The organism is Shewanella sp. NKUCC06_TVS (genome assembly GCF_019345515.1).
GTDB lineage: Bacteria > Pseudomonadota > Gammaproteobacteria > Enterobacterales > Shewanellaceae > Shewanella > Shewanella oncorhynchi.
In genome coordinates, this window is the sequence record NZ_JAHKQX010000017.1 from 85,040 (window position 1) to 106,822 (window position 21,783).

Genomic DNA, 21,783 nt, shown 5'->3' on the forward strand with positions numbered 1-21,783 from the left:
TATTTATAACGGCTCTAAATGTAGGATAAATCCGATGTCTCGTGGTGAAATCAGCCATAGTCGCGTACGTTTCAATACGATTGAGCTTTATAGCTATAGCGAAATTCACTTTAAATAGCGCGATTAAATCCATTCTTTCTCCCATAAAAAAACCTGCCGCAGCAGGTTTTTTTATGGCTAAGTTAAAATCACTTTACACGTGACGCAACTTAGGCTTCCATGCAAGCTTTTAGCTTGTTCATGGCATTTTTCTCAAGTTGGCGAATACGTTCGGCCGACACTTGATAAGTCTCTGCAAGTTCTTGCAGTGTGGTTTTATCGTCATCTAACCAACGGGCGCGCAGAATATGCTGGCTACGTTCATCTAAGGTTTTGATGGCCGATAATAAACGACCTTGAGCATTCGATTCCCAGTTGTCGTTTTCAATATTTTCTGCTAAATCCGATGAATGATCTTCCAAATAATGGACGGGGGCAAAATCATGCTCCTCGTCTTGATCATTGGTTAAATCAAATGCCGGATCTTGCGCTGCCATACGTGATTCCATTTCGGTCACATCGGCCTTAGACACACCTAAATTTTCAGCCACCATAGTGACTTCTGCATCGCTGAACCAACCTAAGCGTTTTTTCGCTTTACGGATGTTAAAGAACAACTTACGTTGTGCTTTAGTGGTCGCGACTTTAACAATGCGCCAGTTTTTCAGCACATATTCATGAATTTCAGCTTTGATCCAGTGCACAGCAAAAGACACAAGACGCACGCCAACATCGGGATCGAAGCGTTTAACCGCTTTCATCAAGCCTATGTTACCTTCTTGGATCAGGTCTGCCTGTGGCAAACCATAGCCTGAATAGCCTTTAGCAACGTGCACTACAAAACGTAAGTGCGACATAATCAGTTGCTTCGCAGCTTGTAGATCACCAGTTTCCTGTAAACGCTTGGCTAACTCATACTCAGCCTCAGCGTCCAGCATGCTGATGCTAGTCACTGAATGGATATAAGCTTCTAGACTACTGGCGCCCTGTGGGACTGTCAGTGCCATTGATTGCGTTTGAAAGGTCATTCGCTCTCCTACATTTATCAGACTACTTAACGAGTGCATTCTTAGGTTCAACAACAAAATACCCTAAGAATAAGCTCACGAACTATCGGCTAATTGACAGAGTATGTCAACCTCAGCTCGTTTGCAGATACCCTTTTTACCTCGCTGAAGTAGACATTGCAAGTGAACAAAAGTTCATTACTCAGCATTTTTTTCGTCACTTTTTTTAGTTTAATCGACTGATTATTATGAAGGTTCAATCGACCGTAAATGCTGGCGTACAGACAAATACGAACCTAACCAACCTAAAAATGAGGCAAGTCCAACCAATTGCAGCAGTTCAATAAAAGTGAGTGATTTCATCTCGAGCTGACTGCCATACAAACCTAAAAGTTCGGCAAGGGCAGAATCGAGATACCACACTAATAAGTTGATGATAAGCCAAGCCAATATGCCGCCAATGACTCCGTACCAAATCCCAGTGTAGAGAAATGGGCGCTGGATAAAGGCTTCAGTTGCTCCGACTAGCTTCATCACTTCAATTTCGCTGCGCCGATTCATAATCGCTAAGCGAATCGTATTACCTATCACTAAGACCACGGCCAGCACGAGTAACGCGGCAATCGCCATCACAGTACGTTCGAGTAGACGCACTACCGCCTGTAACCGTTCTAACCATTCGATATCTAAACGGCCAAAGCTAATCTCAGGCTCGCGCTCTAGTTTAGTTAAGAGTTCACGGGCGCCCACTGGTGTTGAGTAACGCGGCGTAGGCGTAACGGTAATGACCGCTGGCAAAGGATTTTTATCTAAATAGGCCAAGGCCTCACCAAACCCAGATAAGCGTTGAAATTCTTCTAGCGCTTGATTTTTATCTATGTATTGCACTTTATCCACTTCGGGATATGTCCGAATGCGCGTCAGCAGGCTCTGAATCGTTTGTTCACTACGATTATCGTCGATAAACAAGGAGATCTCTGCCGCGCTGTTCCAGGAACTGGTAATGGTCTCGGCATTTTTAACTAACACTTGCAATGCTGCAGGCAAACTTAGGCTCACCCCTAAGACAGCCATGGTCATCACAGAGGATATTGGGTTGCGCCAGAGCTCTCCCATGCTCGCCATTGCTTGCTGCGCATGGCGAATAAAAAACATCACAATCCGACCAGACAGAGGCAGCTTGCTGCGAGTTAATTTTGCGCTATCGCTCATTGCCCTTCACCTCTATTCGTCGGTGCACTGCGAGTGTGCACATTAGGATGCAACTCTTGTGCACCTAACATACGGCCCTGTTTGAGGGTAAAAGTGCGATATTTCATTCGTGCGATAAGACCTAAATCATGGGTGGCGATTAATACGCTGGTTCCCGCATCATTAAAGGTTTCAAACAGACGCAAAATATCCATAGATAATTTAGGATCTAAGTTACCCGTAGGCTCATCGGCGAGCAGTAAAGGCGGTTTATTCACAATCGCACGGGCAATGCCAACACGTTGCTGTTCGCCGCCGGACAACATAATTGGGTTATGCCGCTCCTTGCCATATAAACCCACCATATCGAGCGCACCCGCAACACGCTTACGGATTTCGCCATGGGAGAATCCCTCAATCACCAGTGGTAAAGCCACATTGTCGAACACACTTCGGTCCATCAATAGGTGATGGTTCTGGAAAATCATCCCGATATTGCGGCGCAAATAAGGCACATGTTTAGGGCTGACTTTAGCGATATCATGACCGTTAATCGCGACGCGCCCCGTTGTTGCCCGCTCGATTACCGTGATTAATTTCAACAGCGTACTTTTACCCGCCCCCGAGTGGCCGGTTAAAAATGCCATTTCACCTTGCTGTAGATGAAAATTCACATCCTCCAGCGCCATTTGGCCGCCAGGATAAATCTTACTGACCTGCTGAAAATCAATCATAAATTAGCTATCCGCTTTTTCTTGAGTGAACAAGGCATCGATAAATTCTTTCGAATTAAAGGTTCGCAAATCATCAATTTGCTCACCCACACCTATGTAACGGATCGGAATATTAAACTTATCAGCAATCGCAAATACCACGCCGCCCTTAGCCGTTCCATCTAACTTACTGATGGTAATACCCGTTACACCTACGGCTTCCTGGAATAATTGTGCTTGGCTTATCGCGTTTTGCCCCGTGCTCGCATCTAATGTCAGCATGACCTCATGTGGCGTATCTGGGTCGAGTTTCTTCATCACTCGCACGACTTTCTTCAATTCTTCCATCAAGTGCGCTTTATTCTGTAAACGACCAGCCGTGTCGGCAATCAATACATCCACTTTACGCGCCTTGGCCGCTTGCAAAGCATCGAACAACACAGAGGCACTATCGGCACCAGTATGCTGGGCAATCACGGTAATATCATTACGTTGACCCCAAACCTGTAGCTGCTCAACCGCTGCAGCGCGGAAAGTATCGCCCGCGGCTAACATCACTGACTTACCTTGGCTCTGATATTGTTTAGCTAATTTGCCAATAGTGGTGGTTTTACCCACGCCATTAACGCCAACCATTAAGATAACAAATGGGCCATTAGCATTGTCTGGTACTAACGGGATAGCGACAGGATCGAGTGTTTTTTGCAGCTCATCCCGCAGCAATTCATATAAAGCTTCGGCATCTTTAAGCTGCTTACGTGAGGCATGCTCTGTCAAATTCTTGATTAATCGCGTAGTGGTTTCGACACCAACGTCGGCGATTAATAATTGTTCTTCGAGTTCTTCAAACAGATCGTCATCGATTTTCTTGCCGCGAAATAGGCCGATAAAACCACTGCCAATATTCTCGCTGGTACGCATTAAGCCACGTTTCAGGCGAGCAAAGAGCCCTTCCTTAACGGGTCTAGCCTGCGGCTCAGGTTGCAATTCAGCAACGGCTATAACAGTTTGCTCAGTTTCAGCTTGTTGCTGGACTAAAGCCTCTGCTTGCTCACGTGCCAGTGCTTCGCCAGCAAGTTGTTCTGCCGCTAAGGCTTCAGCGGCATGCTGTTCAGCGGCCAAGCGGGCAAGTTCAGCTTGTTCCGCTGCGAGTAATTCTGCTTCTAGCTGAGCGGCAACTACACGCACCGCCTCTGCTTGAGCTAATTGCTCTGCGGCGGCTTGCTCAACCGCTAACTGCTGTTCTGCCAATTGTTCTGCAATGCGTTGCTCTGCTTCTAACTGTGCTTCGGCTAACTTCTCTGCAGCATGCTTTTCTGCACTAAGTTGTTCAGCAACCAAACGTGTCGCTTCAGCTTGCTGATTAGCAAAATGCAACGATTCAATTCGAGCATGCTCAAAGGCGAATTGCTCGGCCTCGGCTTTTGCCTGTGTTTGTTCGGCCGCTAACTGTTCTGCAGCCTGTTTTTCAGCATGAGCTTCGGCCTCAATGGCCCCTTGTGCCTCTACTTGTTCCTGCGCGACACGCTGTGCTGCATCAGTATCTTGTGTTGGAGTAACAACTGGCGTTTCAGCGACGACCTCATCTTGTGACTTATCTTTACGAAACCAAGAGAAAAAACCTTTCTTTGCCATGTGTGATTCCAGCGCTCTACTTCAGTATTGAATTTTGAATAAGACCCTGATGTTATACCAGATTGCCTCGGCAATTACGCCCAAAAAGTCGGCAATTAGCTAAGCTCAGTTAGCCTTCTCACCTTTTAGTGAGACTTTGATATAAAATAGCGGCCTTTATTAAGGTGACACAGTCTACCACTTTCTTTCTTCAGGCAAAATCACGGGGGCACTTTGGTTAATCATCGAACGGTCAAAAATAATGTGACCAAGGGTCAAACAGCCAAAAATAAACCCGGCAGTGGACAAGTGCGGATCATCGCAGGCCAATGGCGCTCGCGTCGTCTACCTATCCAAGATCTCGAAGGTTTACGCCCAACGACAGACAGGGTTCGCGAAACACTCTTTAACTGGCTGGCTAATGATTTAGTCAATGCACGTGTACTCGACTGTTTTGGCGGTAGCGGCGCTTTAGCTCTCGAAGCCTTGTCCCGCTATGCCAGTTTCGCCAAAATTATCGAGTTGCAACGCGGCGCAGCCCTGCAATTAAAAGAAAATCTGCAAACCCTTAAATGCGATAAGGCCGAAGTGCTCAATGCTGATACGTTAGTGGTACTGCAAAGGGGCTGCGAGCAAGGTTTCGATGTGGTGTTTATCGATCCCCCCTTTCGTAAGGGATTGGCAGAAAAGACGATTCAACTGCTAGATACTCAAGGTTGGCTCAATGATGGTGCGCTGATTTATGTCGAAATCGAGTCTGAATTGACGCAACTTGCTATCCCTTCTCGCTGGCACGCCTTAAAAGAAAAGAATGCAGGGCAAGTGAGCTACCGTTTATATCAATATCACTCAGAAACCACTGTTGAGCCCATCGAAGATGAAAACCATGCCCTTATTGATTAACTTAGGTAAAGTCATCACTCTGATTGCTTGGTTGATGATGGCCTACAACTTAGTCATCCCCTTTGAAAGCAATGTGGCGATTACTTTAAATATCCTGTTTGCCATTACCTGCATGATGCATTGTTTCCAAGTCGCGATCTTTCACATGCTGTTTAAAACCTTGCTGCCATTAACTAAGCAGGATTATCTGCAGGTGTTTATCTTCGGCATTTTTAGCCTGTTAGCTTATCGACAACGGGTGATGGCTCAAGCGAATTAACCGAACACTCAGACACAGACAGCAAAAAGCCCTCAATAGAGGGCTTTTTAATGGCTATCAATTAAGAAACTGAATAGCTAAACCTTATCCTTTTGGATATGGGTGTGCTACGCCTTTATGGCAGTCAACACAGGTCTTTCTCGCGTCTGGTTCTTTCTTGAAGTTATTTGAGTGCATTCTTACAGCCATTTTACTCATAGTTTCTGGCTGATTCTCGTAAATACGAGTGTGGCAATGCTGACAGTTAGCAGAATCGTTCGCACGGAAATAATTCAGCGCTTTATCCGCTTGTTCTTTACGATTTTCATCTAACCAAGCTTGAGTGTTAAAGCCATCAATTGTCATGAAACCATATAAATCTTTAGATACGATGATTTTTTTGATCAAATAATCGACTGGACCATGGGGTAAGTGACAGTCTTGACACTGAACCGTAATCCCTGCTTTGCCGCCGCCATGGGCAGAAGCCAACACTTCATCCTTCAGCGAATGATTGCTATGGCAAGACATACAGAACTCATCTGTACTGGTCGCGTGTAATGTTTGTTGAGTGGCAAAGTACCCCACAACACCCACTACAATACCGACGACCAGTAGCGCCAGGATTGAATATTTCGCGCTAGGTTTAAATAGTGCACGCCAGTTCATCACTCTATCTCCAAAATTGTCAAAATTAGTTTTTATAAGACTAGTTTATGCTCTTTCATTTATTAGAAATTTGATTTTAAGCCGAAATTTGCTGATTAAATTAACCTTAAAAGCGCAAAATGAGACTTAGCTCTAACTATTTGGACGTCATTTGGTAAAAACCGCTAGCTGAACTGTGATGCACTTTAACTAAAGCTAATGCAATCACCCGATAATCGCAAGTTACCGATTTTTTATAGTTAGGTTTTCCCTTGAAAATTCAGAACTAGAAAATCATTTTCTAGAAAACAGAAATGTGATCACGCCAATGCTTATTGCACCTTGAGAGTGAAGCAGAAATAAATGGTAAAACGCAGGTAAGCCGAATAATACTGTTCGAAATGAAACTTTCTACGATCAATTTGAGTCTCTTAAAATACGCAGTCATATTCATGATAAGCCCGTTGAAGGCAAAACTTCGAGTCAGAAATTTTATTTGCTAATTTAGATTAATTAGATATTCAAATTGAGGCGTTAACTGAAGTGTGAGTTAAATCATTACAGCTAAACATCGCTATGCTAGAATCGAGCAGTTCATCATTTGGAAGACTTATGCATCACACACTCGGTCGTTATTTTTTAGTCATATTCACTCTACTCGCACTCGTCGGGCAAAGTGTCGTGTCTAATGGTCACGCCATGGTGCCACACACTATGGATATGAGTGCGATGAATCATGAGGTTTCCTCCCAAATGCACCACGCTACAATGATGCAGATGGACACGGAGAACAGTTCTGACTCACATTCAATGGCCAACGCGGATTGCTGCAACGATAAAATGCTTCCCGGCGCGAAACAGCATTGCTGTGATGGCACCACATCATGTTCAAATGATTGTGGTCATTGTTTGACGATTTCAGTCGCTGGCACTCTATTTAGCCCACACCTCTGGCCAAGTGTGAGCATGAGCGATACTGCAATGGCCACTCCTATGCCTCATTTCCACTCTATCTCTTTGTCTTCGGCCTTTAAACCACCGATAGCCTAGCTCTACTTTGTGCTTATTGGGCAAATAAACCCTTAAAAAAGCCAAACGACCAAGCTAAAACGACAATGCTGTTAGCCCTAAGCTAACGCCCTATTTAGCCGTTTATTGTGGTGCCTTATCATTAAATCGTGCACCCGAGTCTAGCAGAACGTTGATTACTGAGCCGAATGCCAAATTGTGGCATCAATCCGTCTATCGAAGCGAACCGCTTTGATCCACTGTGCTCACTGACGTTTATGCGCTCGTATTCGGCCGTTAATCCGATGGAGTGAATAATATGAAAACACTAACTAATCTCGCCTTAATCGCATTCTTGCTGACCAGCACAAGCGTGTTTGCGACGGCAGCGCCGCACGCACATCAACACGACAATGCCAATCCACAGGAACAAGCCCATACCCATGTTTGCCCTATGCACCCTGAAGTGACTGGCAGCAAAGAAGATACTTGCCCTCAATGTGGTATGAACTTAGAGCCAAAGGCAGTAGAAGCAAAACCAGCTGAAGGTGCGGCAAAAAACGCCCACAAACACCACTAAGCTAGGCTGGAGATGAGGCATATGAATTCATTTAAAACCGTAAAAAAGCAGACCCCTAAAGCCGTACTGATCTTGAGTAGCTTACTCTTAGGTACACCTTGGTTGAGCCATGCCCAACTGGCGAGCACACAACAGCCTGTGGCAACCGAAGCTGCAGTAAATTCTGCAACAGCGCCTAAGAGTAATCCGTTAAATCAAGTAAAAACCTACACTTGCCCCATGCATCCTGAAGTGCTCAGCCATGAGCCTGGTCGCTGCCCTAAGTGCAATATGTTTTTAGTTGAAAAGGAAGGTACCGATACCAATTCAGCAGATCCACATGCTGAACATCAACATACAGATCACTTAGCGACAGAACATGCGCACACCTCGACCACGAAAGCGGCAAGCCAAGTGTTCGACACACCAACCCCTAAGGCTAACAATCTTGTTAAAAAAACCAGCGAAGAAACAACAACTAAATACATTTGCCCTATGCATGCCCACATCATCAGCGATGTACCCGGTACATGCCCTATCTGTGGTATGAATTTAGAAAAAGTCGAAACGGGTGGTAACACTCACGAAATCAATATCAATGTTTCCGGCAGCATGCAGCAAGCGCTAGCCATAAAAGTCGCTAAAGTTGAGCACGATACGCTATGGAAATTTGTCGAAACCGTTGGACAAGTGGATTACGATGAAAGCCAAATAACGCATATCCATGCTCGAGTAACGGGTTGGGTTGAAAAACTGATGGTTAAGTCCATGGGAGACACCGTCAAAAAAGGGCAGCTACTCTATGAAATCTATTCACCCGATTTAGTCAATGCTCAGGATGATTATTTACTCGCCTTAGATACCGCCAAAACAGCAAGCAATCAGAGATATCAGGATCTTGTTCGTAGAGCAGGCTTAAGACTGTCATTTTTAGGATTTACCGAGCAACAAATCAAGCAATTAGCCGACTCGCGCCAAACCCAATATCGGGTACCCTTTTATGCACAACAGGATGGTGTAGTCGAAACACTGTCTATCCGCGATGGTATGTATATTGAGCCATCCACCGAAGTGATGTCGTTAGTCGATCTCTCTAAGGTATGGGTCATAGCCGATGTGTTTGAAAATGAACAAAGCTGGATAGTCAAAGGCCAACAGGCTGAAGTGGCTGTGCCCGCCATGAACTTAAGCGGGATAAAAGGCACTATAGATTATATCTATCCGGAACTTGATCCTGTCACGCGTAGCTTGCGAGTGCGTGTTGTGCTCAATAACACCCATGTTTCCCTTAGACCTAAAACCCTCGCCAAGGTCTCGCTTTTTGGCGGCCCCAATAAAGACACGCTAGTAATCCCACAGGAAGCCTTAATCCAAACGGGTAAAGAGAATCGCGTGATAGTCAAACAAGACGACAATAGTTTTGCCGCTAAAGTCGTGACCGTCGGCATGATGAGTCAAGGTAAGGCAGAAATTGTCTCGGGCTTAACCAAAGGCGAGCGCGTGGTGATCTCAGGGCAATTTTTACTCGACTCTGAAGCCAGTCTCAAGGGCAGCTTAATGCGTTTAAGCAGCGGTCATCAGCACTAGGAGCGCGTTATGTTGAAATATATTATTGAGGCGTCCATCAGGCAGCGATTGATGGTGTTGATCATTGCCATCATGATCACTGTCTGGGGCGTACAGGAGCTGCGCAAAACGCCGCTTGATGCACTGCCCGATCTGTCGGATGTGCAAGTGATTATTAAAACTTCCTACCCAGGGCAAGCGCCTAAATTGGTAGAAGAACAAGTCACTTATCCTTTATCTACCGCCATGTTAGCTGTACCCGGTGCCAAAACGGTACGTGGCTATTCTATGTTCGGCGACTCCTATGTCTATGTGATTTTCGAAGATGGCACAGATATCTACTGGGCGCGCTCACGGGTATTAGAATACTTAAGTCAGATCAGTAGCCGTTTACCCCAAGGTGTACAACCGTCCCTTGGCCCCGATGCCTCAGGTGTGGGTTGGGTGTTTGAATATGCGTTGGTTGATCGCTCCGGCAGTTTAGATTTATCACAGCTCAAAAGCCTGCAAGACTGGTATCTTAAATTAGAGCTACAAAGCGTGGCTGGCGTGTCTGAAGTCGCAACCGTCGGTGGCATGGAGCAGACCTATCAGATCGTACTCGAACCCGACAAAATGGCGATCTATAAACTGGATATCGCCAGCATTAAAGATGCGATAGAAAAATCTAATAGCGAAGCGGGTGGCTCGGTCATCGAAATGGCTGAAGCCGAGTATATGGTGCGCGCCAAAGGCTATCGTCAAACCCTTGAGGATTTCCGCGAAATTCCCCTTGGTATCACCAGCCCTTCTGGTACAGGTTTATTACTGAAAGATGTTGCTACCGTGCGCAAAGGCCCTGCCTCACGCCGCGGTATAGCCGAACTTGACGGCGAAGGTGAAGTCGTAGGCGGCATTATTGTGATGCGTTACGGCGAAAATGCTTTATCCACGATTAATGCCGTAAAAGCTAAGCTTGAAGAACTGAAAGCAGGTTTACCCGATGGTGTAGAAATCATCCCCACCTATGACAGATCCCAATTAATCCTTAATTCCGTTGATAATTTATTCAGCAAGGTCGTCGAAGAAATGCTAGTGGTAGGGTTGGTCTGCCTGCTGTTTTTACTGCACGCACGCTCAACCTTAGTCGCCATCATTACCCTGCCGCTTTCAATCCTGATTGCCTTTATCGTAATGAATAAGATGGGGGTGAATGCCAACATTATGAGTCTTGGGGGTATCGCGATTGCCATAGGCGCAGTGGTGGACGGCGCAATTGTGATGATTGAAAACCTGCACAAACATTTGGAACAGTTTCACACAGAACACAACCGAGAACCCGATACTAAGGAGCATTGGCGCATCGTCACCGAAGCGTCGATTGAAGTCGGCCCTGCGTTATTTTTCTCATTGATTATTATCACCTTAAGCTTTGTGCCTGTGTTCGCACTCGAAGCGCAGGAAGGCCGTTTATTTGCACCGCTGGCCTATACCAAATCCTTTGCTATGGCCGCTTCCGCATTATTAGCAATCACATTAGTGCCAGTCTTAATGGGCTATTTTATTCGGGGAAAAATTCCGAGTGAGCATAAAAATCCCATCAGTCGCGTGCTGATCGCTTTATATAAGCCCTCGCTTAATCTGGTACTTAGGTTTCCTAAAATCACCCTAGGATTAGCATTGATTGCCTTAGTCAGCGCTTGGTATCCGATGACGCGCATGGGCAGTGAGTTTATGCCCGAGTTAGAAGAAGGCGATTTACTCTACATGCCAACCGCGTTACCAGGACTCAGTGCGGGCAAAGCCGCCGAAGTGTTACAGCAGACGGATCGTTTGATTAAAACCGTCCCCGAAGTCGCTCGCGTATTTGGTAAGGTGGGCCGCGCCGAGACTGCAACCGATCCTGCGCCTTTAACTATGCTCGAAACCACCATCATGCTTAAACCCCATGAAGAATGGCGCGAGGGTATGACCTTAGATGGCATCATCGCCCAATTACAACAAACGGTGAAAGTACCTGGGATGACCAATGCTTGGGTACAACCCATCAAAACCCGTATCGATATGCTCTCTACTGGGATAAAAACCCCCGTTGGCATTAAGATCACCGGCGCCGATGTCAACGAGCTGCAAAATCTAGGGGCAGGAATAGAGGCCATCCTCAGTAGAGTGCCACACACAAAATCAGCTTATGCCGAACGCAGTGGCGGCGGACGTTACATCGATATCACCCCAAAACTCGATGTCGCCGCACGTTACGGTATGTCACTACAAGATATTCAAGATGTGGTGCGTTACGCCATTGGCGGTATGGATATTGGCGAGTCGGTACAAGGTGCTGAGCGTTATCCGATTAACCTGCGTTATCCCCGTGAGCTACGCGATAATATCGAAAAGCTGCGCGAGCTCCCTGTGATCACTAAATCGGGAAATTATCTACCACTGCGAAATTTAGCGGATATAGAAATCACCGATGGCGCACCTATGCTCACCAGTGAAAACGGTCGCTTAATCTCTTGGGTGTTTATCGATATTGAAGGCACGTCTATCGGCGAATACATTACTACTGCCAAGCAAGCATTAACTACCGAACTTAAAGTGCCCCCGCGCTACAGCTATACCTTCGCAGGCCAGTATGAATATATGCAACGGGTAGATGCAAAACTGAAGCAAGTGATCCCTATGGCCTTAGGTGTGATATTCATCCTATTGATGATGACATTTGGCTCTACTTTGCAGGCGAGTATTATCATGCTCAGCCTCCCATTCGCGCTGGTCGGCAGCACTTGGCTATTGTATCTACTGGATTACAACATCTCAGTCGCGGTCGCCGTGGGTATGATCGCCTTGGCTGGTGTCGCCGCTGAATTTGGGGTGATCATGTTGATCTATCTCAACAACGCCATTAAGCACAGGCAAGAGAAAGATAATTACCACAGCGTCAGCGACTTAAAAGAAGCGTTAATGGAAGGTGCCGTTATGCGGATCCGCCCCAAAGCCATGACAGTAGCGACCATCTTCTTCGGCCTACTCCCCATTATGTGGGGTGCAGGATCGGGTAACGATGTGATGCAGAAAATTGCCGCACCTATGGTCGGCGGCATGGTTACGGCCCCATTACTGTCACTGTTTGTACTACCCGCGCTTTATCTACTGATTTATTCGCGTAAATTAAAGAAAGACGCAGTTCAGTAATAACACATACATAAAAAAATCCCCCAAACCGAAATAGTCTGGGGGATTTTTTATTCAACGGTCTTTAAAGAGAGTTATTTATTCGTGCTAACAAACAAAGGGTTAGAATAGAACCACAGGTCGTTATAGTTACGATCATTAATCTTGTTATACCAAGCCTGAACCGATTCATCTTCGGCTTGATTAATCACAGCTGATTTTAAAGGATTACCTTTTTCCGTCAGGTTAGCTTGGTTGTAATCTAAATTAGTCCCACGCAAACGGAAGTATTGATGCTGATCCGCAATAAAACTGTAACTCATGCTGTAGTAGCCATCGGCATCTTTATGCCAGTCAGCACTGGTAAAAGTTTTAACAACTAAGGTTGAATCGTTTGTTTCCTTTTCAAATGCCGTTGTACCCGCTTCAGCACGCGGACCCACATTACCTGCGATCAAGTCGATGTGGTGTACACCAAGGTTAATGCCGGCATAAACTTCATTACCGATATCCGACTCTTTATTATTCAAGGCCGGACTTTTAAAGCGAATAGTGAGCGTTAACTTGTCGCCCGCTTTCGCTACCAAGGTTTGCCCCATAGTGACACTATTCTTATTGCTACTTTCGAGCTTAAAATCCAAGGCATCAATCAAATCGCCAAACACAGAAAAGCTATTACCTGAGCGTAACCCCTTCAAAAGCGCCGTGGTATCTTGACCATCGATCCAAGTGTAGCTTTTCGCATATTCACCGGGATAATAACTACTTGCATAAGGTGGGCGCGTTTTGAAATGGATATCTGAGTTACCCATATTCCAGATCTGGCGACCTTCGCCTAACAGCGCATCCCACCAACCGCCGACCTGCGCTACCACAGGGTCGACTCCACCATATACACCGCTACTGCGCTCAGCATAATCGCCGCGATTACCGCTAAATTGTCCGCCAACCAGACCTTCAACTAAAAAGAAGACATTGGGTGCAGCATCATTCAGTTCCCTTACATCTTTAATGGTATAGCTGGTTAAATAGCGACGAGGATGATTTAACATCCCATAGCTGCTATCGGGATAATGAGTCTCTAGCCATTTCAACGCCGCAACGGCATCTTCATGAGTCTGGTTTTGACGGGTATAACCCGCAGCAGTCCAAGCGGCTATATCTTGAGGATCAAAGTCTGCAATATCATTTTTACTACTAAATCTGTACTCGAAGGTTTTAATCGCCGACAAGACTTTAGCTTCATCACCTAAAATACCGATATTAAAGTGCTCATGGGTTGGCATATCCCACTCGAAACTCGAATAGGCAATTTTGCCCTCATAGTTAGGCATGGCCTTTTTTAGACCAGGCATTTCATACTGAGTTAATGCGTCGTAATAAAGCAAACCACCTACGTCGTTATCATCATTATCTTGACTGTTATTACGCATATGATTCGATAAGGAAACATAGTCTAAACCGAAGTCATCAAAGGCCCACTTCAGAATATCAGACTGGGTTTCGCGAGCATCCTGCGAAACTGCGGTGTGTACATGTAAGTCACCTTTTAACCAACGCCCAGTTGGTTCAATCGGTATGGGATTAGTATCGTCAGAGTCAGAATTACAACCCGATAGCACCACAAGAGACGATAACAAAACAGCATTTAGATTGATTACCTTACGCACGAATAACCTCTTTATATTCACAAGTAGAAACCTGAATATAAGTCGAATGCATGACACCATAATTACATGGGTATTCGCTATCCATAAAATAAGCCTCTAAGTTTATAGCGCTTATGTGTACCATTGACTCAGTGCCACACAGAATTGACTCAATTCACTGCCGCAGGAAGGATCCCATCACATGACCAAGTCATTTTGTTTAACCATCAGCCAGATATGGCCGCAAGCACTTTCCCTTAAAACCCCATCACGCGCATTACTTGCCGCATTCGGTTTATGCTCTGCGCTCATCATTACAGCACCCACCTTTGCCGCACCCGCAACCGGTGAATTCGTTGCCGACAAACGCTGCGAGCTATTTCAATCGAAAAATAAGCAGACGAATCCAGATCAATGGCAGAGCAATATTGGTGAGCGCTACCCTGTACTTGAAATCCTCGGCAATAGCGCTAAACCTGATTGGCTAAGAGTGCGCACCAATGCGGTGAAGTCTCCCATGCGTTGGATCAGCGGCGATTGTGGTCAATATCTATCTAATGTTGCTGGCAGTAATTTATCAACACCTGCAACGGCGGCGGAACCGGCGCAAACCACCACGGCATCGGACATCAAAGCAAAAAGCCGAGATAGCCTTAAAGAGCATGGTACCCCAGAGAAACGCCAAGGGAATCAATGTCAAATAGGTGGCGAATTCGATGCTAACGTGCTCGCATTAAGCTGGCAAAGCACCTTTTGTGAACTCTATGGCCGCCGTAAAGCCGAATGCCGCGCCCTCAGCCAAACGCCAGAATCGAGCCAATGGCAACACTTCAGCCTGCACGGACTGTGGCCGAATAAACAACAATGCGGCACGCGATATGGCTATTGCAGCACAGTCAAACTGCAACCGAATGATTTCTGTACTTATCCAGAGTTTGAACTGAATCCATCGGTGCGCAAAAATTTAGAAGAAGTCATGCCTAGCGCCCAATATGGCACCTGTTTAGAACGCCACGAATGGTGGAAACACGGCACTTGCCGTAGCCAAGACCCTAACGAGTACTTTTTATTGGCAACCCAGCTGACCCAAGCGGTCAATGCCTCGGCATGGGTACAAAAATTTATTCATGACAACATAGGTAAGAGTGTCAGTAAAAGTGAGTTAAACCAAAGTTTTGATAGCAGCTTCGGTCAAGGCGCTCACACTAAAATGAGTCTTGAATGTGGCAAGGGATTACTGAGTGAAATCCGCATTAACTTACCCGAAGTCATTAAAACTTCTGACTCCTTACCTAGCCTACTCGCCAAAGCTAATAAGGCCTCAAAAGGCTCCTGCCCTGAAACAATCATGATTGATAACGCTAATTAAACAAATAGTTAGACAAATAAAAACGGCGATTTAGCGTCGCCGTTTTTAACCTTAATGACAGTCCTTAATATGGCTGTCACATCTGATTAAGCTTGATCACCGCAAAGGTAGCGCCTTGGGCGTCAGCAATGACAGAAAATCGTCCCACATCAGGGATATCACTAGGCGGAATGCACACTTGCGCGCCTAAGCTTTGGGCTTTCTCAGCAAACGCATCGCAATCCGCCACCACAAAATAGAGCTGCCAGTGGGGAGAAATATCGCCCCATTCAGGCATTATCGTCATCATACCGCCGATGGATTGACCATCAAGCTGCCATTCTGAGTATTCAATGTCAGGCATGCCACTTGGCATGTTGGTCCAAGGGAAGATTTTGCAGTAAAAGGCTTCTTCAGCACGCGGCTCTTTGCAAGCCAGCTCAACCCAGCAAAGGGTATTGAGTTCACCCTGACGGCGAGCACCTATGTGGTTCTTCGCTTGCCATAAAGCAAAGCGTGCGCCTTCAGGATCGCTGACCTGCGCCATCACGCCCGCATCACCCACAATATGCGGCCCCATGTGCACTTGGCCGCCCGCCGCTTGAATCGCTACAATGCTGGCATCCATATCATCGACGGCAAAGTAGATACGCCAGTGGCTGGGGATATGTGCTTCTGACTCAGGGATTTGATACATGGCGCCTAAGTCATCTCCCGCTAAATTAAATAGCGAAAAGTGACCTTCAGGGATCGGCATTTCGACCGAGTTCCAACCAAATAACGCTTGGTAAAATGCTGTAGCTCCCTGCCAATCATGGCTTGCAAGTTCAACCCAACATGCATGTCCTTGTGCGTACTGAGTCATTTTCATTATCGGCTCCTTTGTTTTAACAATTATTCGAGTTAAGCCTGAGTTTGTATTTCTGTCCAGTATTCAGGTTAAAAAGATCTGTAAGACAAAACTCAACCGCTAAAGACAAAAAAGCCCTCACATGGAGGGCTTAAATCATCACAACAAATTAGGAATATTGCGGCAGTAAATTTGCCATCGCGAGCAGATGACATGCACCCGTGACTATGCCAAATAACACCACAAGAATAATCAGCGGTGTACCGCCTATCACTCTAAAACCTGTGCTATCGGGGAACAACTGTCGCGATTTATAGGCCATCAGCGCCGGGACGATTACCGCCCACACTGTCGCCGCTAATGCCGCAAAGCCAATCGCTACTAAGAAGCCATCGGGAAACAGTAATCCTAAAATCGTCGGCGGCACAAAGGTCACTAACGCGGTTTTCATCCGGCCAGAGCGTGAATCATCAAAACCAAACAAATCGGCAAGATAATCGAACAGGCCTAAGGTCACCCCTAAGAAAGATGAAGCCACGGCTAAGTTAGCAAACAGGGTCAACATACTGTTTAACCAGCTACTCGCCATCACCTCAGACAAAGCGCCCACCAACACACCCATATTGCCGCCTTGGGCAATAATGTCGATAAACTGGCTGCGGGGAATATTGCCCATAGTCGCCACTAACCAACAGGCATAAATCACCAGTGCGATAAAGGTGCCGACGAAAATCGCCTTGATAATGGTGGAGGAATCTTTGCCGTAATACTTCACTAAGCTGGGAACGTTACCATGGTAACCAAAACTGGCGAGACCAAAGGGCAGCGCCGCCCACAGATAAGGTGAAAAGCTGTTATTACCATCGGGTTCGAGCAACTTAGTCACATCAATTTCGATCAATAAATTGCCGATAGCGAGGAAGAAGGTAATGATCATACCGCCGAGCATAATCGTGGTAATCCGATCCACGGCTTTAGTACTGATCAACACTATGCTCGCCAATACTATGGCAAATACTAGCCCTGCCACACTTTGCGGTAACTCAATTCCCATGCCCTGCAAGCTGTGATTCACAATCGAACCACCGCCGCTGATATAGGCATAGGTCAAAATATACAACACGAAAGCGATAGAAACGCCGTTCACTATCCGCCAAAACTGCCCAAGAGTTTGCTTGCTTAAGGTATCGAAGCTAGCACCGGGTTCGAAATGTAAATTGGTTTCGAGCAACAATAAACCCGACATCAACATGCAAAACCAAATGCCCAATAACATCAAAATCGAATAACCAAACCACATACCTGCACCGACCACGGGCAGAGAAAACATCCCAGCACCTACGGTCGTGCCAGCAATAATCATGGCACCACCGAGCAAGGACTTACCTGCGGGCTTATGCTTAGCCGCATTCATATGATTTGCCATTAAACTGTGTGCTCCGCGGTGACACTCGCCACTATCGTTTGTCTCACTGACGGACGTAATAAGCTATTGGCCTGATCTCGTATGCGATTGATATTGGACTTATCTTCACTATCCGCCAGATATCCCAATTCTTTGAGCTTCACGCTCAAAGTACCGTAGAGTTTTTTATCGTAGAACTCAGGCGCGGTAATGCCATGTAAAGCCCCTAAACGCTGGGCGAGTAAATGGCTCTCAGACTCAAGTTCTGAGCGCTCCATCTTAGGTCTGTTCGCTAACAGATTGAAAATAATAGCGTAGCGTTGCAGAGTCTCGCTCACTGAACTGGCTAACAACAATAATTGGCTTGAGTGCTCAGGCACGACAGCTAAAGTATCTGTCTCAACCACTAAACCTTGCCCAATCAGGAAATCCAACACTTGCTCAACATAGGCTGGTAAGTCTTTAATTCCCATGAAGAGTTCGGCTTTCAGCAGTGGATAAAAATCGGCAACGATTGAAACCACTTGCTGGCGCAGGATCTGTTCATTGTGGGTTAAACAACTCGCAATTAATGAAGGAACAATAAATAAGTGAATGATATTGTTACGATAGTAAGTCATAGACACAGCCTGACTCGCTTCGATAGACACTATTTCCCCTAAAGGGTCGGCACTAACAACAAACTTGTTCAGCTCTAAACCTTGCTGCACTAAATGCTTACCATCACCTTCGGCAACAGATGTATAAGAAGTGTAAGGCACTTTTTTGAGTAGGGTCAGATACAAATCAAGCTGACGCTCCAGCAGACTACGTTCTAAGGCGTTTTGATCTGTCGCCAGTAAAACTAAGCTAGTCAAAGTCACCGAACTCGCGGCTGCGGCATCATTGATACGCGTCATCACCCGATTAGCCAGCACGTTTACCGCTGGCGTTAACCAACTTGGTTTCTGCTCGGGATCATCGGCCAACTCAGCACGCCAGTTTGGCGCACGCTCATTTAAGAAATTTTGCAGGGTAATAGGCTCGCCAAAATTCACATAACCTTGGCCAAAATTACCTAATTTGCGAATGGCACCGAACACCTGCCACACAGATTCTTTTTTCTTTTTCTTACCGCTTAACTCTTTATGGTAAGTCGCCACTTCCATCACATGGTCATAGCCTAAATACACAGGCACAAGTGTGACAGGACGTTCAATACCGCGCAGTACGCTGTTCATCGTCATGGCGATCATGCCAGTTTTCGGCGCCAACAGACGGCCAGTACGTGAACGGCCACCTTCGGAGAAGTATTCCACTGAATAACCTTTAGCAAACAGCTGATCTAAATACTCACGAAATACTGCGGTGTACAGCTTATTGCCATTAAAACTACGGCGGATAAAGAAGGCACCACCGCGACGGAACATAGGTCCAGCGGGCCAGAAGTTGAGGTTAATGCCAGCAGCAATGTGCGGCGGAACCATGCCTTGATAATACAAAATATACGATAACAGCAGGTAATCCATGTGGCTACGATGGCAAGGCACATAAACAATCTCGTGGCCATCGTGGTGCAACTGGCGAACTTGCTCGGCGCCTTTAATGTTGATCCCGCTGTAAAGCTTGTTCCACAACCAAGTTAAGAAACGCTCGGCAATACGCACTAAACTGTCTGAGTAATCGGCAGCGATTTCATCAAGGTACTCAATGGCCGTCTCGCGCGCTTGGGTCTCAGAAATCTTTTTACTGGCGGCTTCTTCTTGAATCGCTTTGCGCAGCGACTCAGATTTGAGTAACGAATGAAACAGTGCTTGGCGGTTTGGCAGCACAGGCCCTGTCATTACCTTACGTTGACGACGGAAATGCACGCGCGCAACCCGTGCTAACTTATGGGCAATCCCCATGTCGGTGCCATGTTCGTCAGCCATGTAACGCAGGGATACGGCATTCGAAAACTGCACGAAGTTATGTCGACCTAAGAACAGAATCATCAAGCACTTGCGCAGCCAAGTCGGGTTTTCCCGCTCAAATACGGCCGCCTTCATAGTGTCGTCTTCTTTCCCTGGCGTTCGGCCCCAATACAGGCTCACGGGTACCAGTTGAATATCTAATTCAGGACGTTCCTTATGCACGGCTAACAAACGCATAAAGCATTCGAGGAAAGGCTCATTACCAGCACGTTCGCCAAACAGTGGCTTACGTCCTTGAAGACAGACAACCCGAGGCGCAGTCACACCATTAGCCACTAGAGGCTCATAAGGGCTTGGTAAGCCTAACTTAGCCGTTATTTCGCTCAAAGCAGCGATGTCACTGAGGGATTCTGTTTTCATCACATAAACAAGGGGTCTGGAAGCATCCAGATTCAGATCGGCAAAGGGATCCTGAGGTACCACAATAGTGTGCACTAAGTGTTTTTGGATCCAACGTAATGATTTCAACCAAAGAGAGTCGTGTTTAGGCATTATTCTTATGCAATTAAGTGCGTTTACTAGCCCGATAGAATACCAGACTATGGGCAATATTCGCTAATTCTCTCCAACATAGCTAAAAAGTGGTTAATACTTGCGCTGCAAATAATACTGTATATACTAACAGTAACTGTATAGAAAAACAGGAAACACCATGAGACCTTTGACGCCACGCCAAGCTGAAATTTTAGAGCTAATTAAACGAAATATTGCCGATACTGGCATGCCACCCACTCGGGCAGAAATCGCAACCCGTTTAGGTTTTAAGAGCGCCAATGCGGCTGAAGAACACCTTAAAGCGTTGGCAAAAAAGGGCTGCATTGAGATCATGCCAGGCACATCTCGGGGCATTCGTCTGCCTGCGGAAATCGAAGATTTGACTGAAACAGGTTTACCGCTCATCGGCCAAGTGGCCGCAGGTGAACCTATCCTCGCCCAAGAACATGTTGAACAGTACTACCAAGTCGACCCAAGCATGTTCCATCCCGCCGCCGATTTTTTACTGCGAGTAAAAGGCGACAGCATGAAAAATATCGGCATTCTCGAAGGTGATTTGCTGGCAGTTCATAAAGTAGAACAAGCTAGAAATGGTCAAGTGGTTGTCGCTAGAGTCGATGACGATGTCACTGTTAAACGTTTCGAAAAAAAAGGTAATGTAGTCTATCTACATGCCGAAAATGAAGATTACTCCCCGATTAAAGTGGATTTAGGCTTCCAAAGTTTAACAATTGAAGGACTCGCCGTCGGTGTGATCCGTAATGGAGATTGGCTATGAATAAACTACTTGGCAATGCCCCCCGCCATCCGGGCCTGTGGCTCGATGAAGTCCGTGATGCTGACTATGACTGGCACCATGCGCCCATCGCCTGCATGCCAACTAAGACTCAAGGTCGCCAAGAATTAATTCATCTGAGTGCACAACTCGCTCAGTTAAGCCAACAGGGCCGTTGGTTAGTGCTCATCAACCCTCCAAGTATTGGCTACAAGCAAATGCTCGCCAGCGCAGGTGTGCGTATGGATAGAGTTTTGCTGGTACATGCTAAAGATGAAGTCGAAACCCTGTGGGCAATGGAAAAAGCCCTGACAAGTGGTACGTCCAGTGCAGTCATTACTTGGACTCAATCATTGGATGCGCGGGATAATCGACGCCTACAAATCGTGGCTAAAAGTGCCCGAGCTATGGGCATAGTGCTTGAAGACGTAAACAGTCACTTACATGCCGACGTACGCATTGAGCAAGGCAATCTCTTCGGTCAGCAATCTTTTTTTAGCGCTGTACACTAAATATTCATTTAATTTTTTACCTTGAAAGCCGCCTCACCTATGAATGTGAGGCTTTTTTTTGGCAATTTTTCAGATAATTAGATAAATAAGTGATCTTGATCAATATTTAAACAGCAAGTATGGTTGGTTAAGTCGGTGATGATATATCACCTTCCGTG

The 21,783-nt window shown here is 46.2% G+C and carries 18 protein-coding genes; 9 read left to right on the forward strand and 9 right to left on the reverse strand.

Annotated elements, in window-relative coordinates:
* Positions 1 to 209 precede the first annotated feature (209 nt).
* The 4 genes from rpoH to ftsY all read right to left on the reverse strand — a co-directional run bounded on the left by rpoH (position 210) and on the right by ftsY (position 4,585).
* Complete coding sequence (gene rpoH / locus KO531_RS17900) at positions 210 to 1,067, reverse strand: RNA polymerase sigma factor RpoH (RefSeq protein WP_006079635.1); 858 nt, start codon at positions 1,065 to 1,067, stop codon at positions 210 to 212.
* 225 nt (positions 1,068 to 1,292) lie between these two features.
* Positions 1,293 to 2,258 (reverse strand): permease-like cell division protein FtsX, encoded by a 966-nt coding sequence (ftsX, locus tag KO531_RS17905; protein WP_113940269.1) that lies wholly within the window; start codon positions 2,256 to 2,258, stop codon positions 1,293 to 1,295.
* On the reverse strand, positions 2,255 to 2,971 hold the full coding sequence (ftsE, locus tag KO531_RS17910) for a cell division ATP-binding protein FtsE (RefSeq protein ID WP_105250626.1): 717 nt from the start codon (positions 2,969 to 2,971) through the stop codon (positions 2,255 to 2,257). The genes ftsX and ftsE overlap by 4 nt, the downstream gene beginning before the upstream one ends.
* Before the next feature lie 3 nt (positions 2,972 to 2,974).
* A complete protein-coding gene (gene ftsY, locus KO531_RS17915) occupies positions 2,975 to 4,585 on the reverse strand; it encodes a signal recognition particle-docking protein FtsY (protein WP_219251867.1) in 1,611 nt (536 codons plus the stop codon).
* A gap of 213 nt (positions 4,586 to 4,798) precedes the next feature.
* Between ftsY and rsmD the strand changes: the two genes are divergently transcribed.
* Together rsmD and KO531_RS17925 are read left to right on the forward strand one after the other, a co-directional pair.
* On the forward strand, positions 4,799 to 5,467 hold the full coding sequence (gene rsmD, locus KO531_RS17920) for a 16S rRNA (guanine(966)-N(2))-methyltransferase RsmD (RefSeq protein ID WP_219251868.1): 669 nt from the start codon (positions 4,799 to 4,801) through the stop codon (positions 5,465 to 5,467).
* Complete coding sequence (locus tag KO531_RS17925) at positions 5,442 to 5,726, forward strand: DUF1145 domain-containing protein (RefSeq protein WP_219251869.1); 285 nt, start codon at positions 5,442 to 5,444, stop codon at positions 5,724 to 5,726. The genes rsmD and KO531_RS17925 overlap by 26 nt, the downstream gene beginning before the upstream one ends.
* A gap of 84 nt (positions 5,727 to 5,810) precedes the next feature.
* On the opposite strand, the gene KO531_RS17930 is transcribed toward KO531_RS17925, so the two are convergent.
* On the reverse strand, positions 5,811 to 6,374 hold the full coding sequence (locus KO531_RS17930) for a NapC/NirT family cytochrome c (RefSeq protein ID WP_219251870.1): 564 nt from the start codon (positions 6,372 to 6,374) through the stop codon (positions 5,811 to 5,813).
* 591 nt (positions 6,375 to 6,965) lie between these two features.
* Here KO531_RS17930 and KO531_RS17935 point away from each other — a divergent pair.
* The 4 genes from KO531_RS17935 to KO531_RS17950 all read left to right on the forward strand — a co-directional run bounded on the left by KO531_RS17935 (position 6,966) and on the right by KO531_RS17950 (position 12,660).
* Positions 6,966 to 7,403, forward strand: a complete 438-nt coding sequence (locus KO531_RS17935) for a hypothetical protein (RefSeq protein WP_168827238.1) — start codon at positions 6,966 to 6,968, stop codon at positions 7,401 to 7,403.
* Positions 7,404 to 7,680: 277 nt separating this feature from the next.
* Positions 7,681 to 7,941: a heavy metal-binding domain-containing protein gene (locus tag KO531_RS17940; RefSeq protein ID WP_113940264.1), complete on the forward strand. Its 261-nt coding sequence runs from the start codon at positions 7,681 to 7,683 to the stop codon at positions 7,939 to 7,941.
* Positions 7,942 to 7,962: 21 nt separating this feature from the next.
* Positions 7,963 to 9,507, forward strand: a complete 1,545-nt coding sequence (locus KO531_RS17945) for an efflux RND transporter periplasmic adaptor subunit (protein ID WP_219251871.1) — start codon at positions 7,963 to 7,965, stop codon at positions 9,505 to 9,507.
* 9 nt (positions 9,508 to 9,516) lie between these two features.
* Positions 9,517 to 12,660: a CusA/CzcA family heavy metal efflux RND transporter gene (locus KO531_RS17950; protein ID WP_219251872.1), complete on the forward strand. Its 3,144-nt coding sequence runs from the start codon at positions 9,517 to 9,519 to the stop codon at positions 12,658 to 12,660.
* 74 nt (positions 12,661 to 12,734) lie between these two features.
* On the opposite strand, the gene KO531_RS17955 is transcribed toward KO531_RS17950, so the two are convergent.
* A complete protein-coding gene (locus KO531_RS17955) occupies positions 12,735 to 14,309 on the reverse strand; it encodes a hypothetical protein (protein WP_219251873.1) in 1,575 nt (524 codons plus the stop codon).
* Positions 14,310 to 14,490: 181 nt separating this feature from the next.
* Here KO531_RS17955 and KO531_RS17960 point away from each other — a divergent pair, with 181 nt between their 5' ends.
* A complete protein-coding gene (locus KO531_RS17960; RefSeq protein ID WP_219251874.1) occupies positions 14,491 to 15,657 on the forward strand; it encodes a ribonuclease T2 in 1,167 nt (388 codons plus the stop codon).
* Between the two features lie 76 nt (positions 15,658 to 15,733).
* Here the strand turns inward: KO531_RS17960 and KO531_RS17965 are convergent, their stop codons facing one another.
* The 3 genes from KO531_RS17965 to plsB form a co-directional block, all read right to left on the reverse strand.
* A complete protein-coding gene (locus tag KO531_RS17965) occupies positions 15,734 to 16,507 on the reverse strand; it encodes a VOC family protein (RefSeq protein ID WP_219251875.1) in 774 nt (257 codons plus the stop codon).
* 148 nt (positions 16,508 to 16,655) lie between these two features.
* Positions 16,656 to 17,912, reverse strand: coding sequence for a tryptophan permease (mtr, locus tag KO531_RS17970; RefSeq protein ID WP_173497974.1), 1,257 nt, complete (start codon positions 17,910 to 17,912; stop codon positions 16,656 to 16,658).
* On the reverse strand, positions 17,912 to 20,335 hold the full coding sequence (plsB, locus tag KO531_RS17975; RefSeq protein WP_105250638.1) for a glycerol-3-phosphate 1-O-acyltransferase PlsB: 2,424 nt from the start codon (positions 20,333 to 20,335) through the stop codon (positions 17,912 to 17,914). The genes mtr and plsB overlap by 1 nt, the downstream gene beginning before the upstream one ends.
* Before the next feature lie 160 nt (positions 20,336 to 20,495).
* Here plsB and lexA point away from each other — a divergent pair, with 160 nt between their 5' ends.
* On the forward strand, positions 20,496 to 21,116 hold the full coding sequence (gene lexA / locus KO531_RS17980) for a transcriptional repressor LexA (protein ID WP_105250639.1): 621 nt from the start codon (positions 20,496 to 20,498) through the stop codon (positions 21,114 to 21,116).
* The gene (locus tag KO531_RS17985) at positions 21,113 to 21,625 is read left to right on the forward strand and encodes a SulA-like leucine-rich domain-containing protein (RefSeq protein WP_131524817.1); all 513 of its coding nucleotides are present in this window, start codon (positions 21,113 to 21,115) and stop codon (positions 21,623 to 21,625) included. The genes lexA and KO531_RS17985 overlap by 4 nt, the downstream gene beginning before the upstream one ends.
* The last annotated feature ends 158 nt before the right edge of the window (positions 21,626 to 21,783 follow it).

What these genes read in the sequence shown, in the direction of transcription:
- KO531_RS17950 (WP_219251872.1), top strand. Translation starts at nt 9,517, where the DNA reads ATGTTGAAATATATTATTGAGGCGTCCATCAGGCAGCGATTGATGGTG.
- lexA (WP_105250639.1), top strand. Translation starts at nt 20,496, where the DNA reads ATGAGACCTTTGACGCCACGCCAAGCTGAAATTTTAGAGCTAATTAAA.
- KO531_RS17985 (WP_131524817.1), top strand. Translation starts at nt 21,113, where the DNA reads ATGAATAAACTACTTGGCAATGCCCCCCGCCATCCGGGCCTGTGGCTC.
- ftsE (WP_105250626.1), bottom strand. Translation starts at nt 2,971, where the DNA reads ATGATTGATTTTCAGCAGGTCAGTAAGATTTATCCTGGCGGCCAAATG.
- mtr (WP_173497974.1), bottom strand. Translation starts at nt 17,912, where the DNA reads ATGGCAAATCATATGAATGCGGCTAAGCATAAGCCCGCAGGTAAGTCC.
- ftsY (WP_219251867.1), bottom strand. Translation starts at nt 4,585, where the DNA reads ATGGCAAAGAAAGGTTTTTTCTCTTGGTTTCGTAAAGATAAGTCACAA.
- KO531_RS17965 (WP_219251875.1), bottom strand. Translation starts at nt 16,507, where the DNA reads ATGAAAATGACTCAGTACGCACAAGGACATGCATGTTGGGTTGAACTT.
- KO531_RS17940 (WP_113940264.1), top strand. Translation starts at nt 7,681, where the DNA reads ATGAAAACACTAACTAATCTCGCCTTAATCGCATTCTTGCTGACCAGC.
- KO531_RS17935 (WP_168827238.1), top strand. Translation starts at nt 6,966, where the DNA reads ATGCATCACACACTCGGTCGTTATTTTTTAGTCATATTCACTCTACTC.
- KO531_RS17960 (WP_219251874.1), top strand. Translation starts at nt 14,491, where the DNA reads ATGACCAAGTCATTTTGTTTAACCATCAGCCAGATATGGCCGCAAGCA.
- KO531_RS17925 (WP_219251869.1), top strand. Translation starts at nt 5,442, where the DNA reads ATGAAAACCATGCCCTTATTGATTAACTTAGGTAAAGTCATCACTCTG.
- plsB (WP_105250638.1), bottom strand. Translation starts at nt 20,335, where the DNA reads ATGCCTAAACACGACTCTCTTTGGTTGAAATCATTACGTTGGATCCAA.
- KO531_RS17930 (WP_219251870.1), bottom strand. Translation starts at nt 6,374, where the DNA reads ATGAACTGGCGTGCACTATTTAAACCTAGCGCGAAATATTCAATCCTG.
- KO531_RS17945 (WP_219251871.1), top strand. Translation starts at nt 7,963, where the DNA reads ATGAATTCATTTAAAACCGTAAAAAAGCAGACCCCTAAAGCCGTACTG.
- ftsX (WP_113940269.1), bottom strand. Translation starts at nt 2,258, where the DNA reads ATGAGCGATAGCGCAAAATTAACTCGCAGCAAGCTGCCTCTGTCTGGT.
- rpoH (WP_006079635.1), bottom strand. Translation starts at nt 1,067, where the DNA reads ATGACCTTTCAAACGCAATCAATGGCACTGACAGTCCCACAGGGCGCC.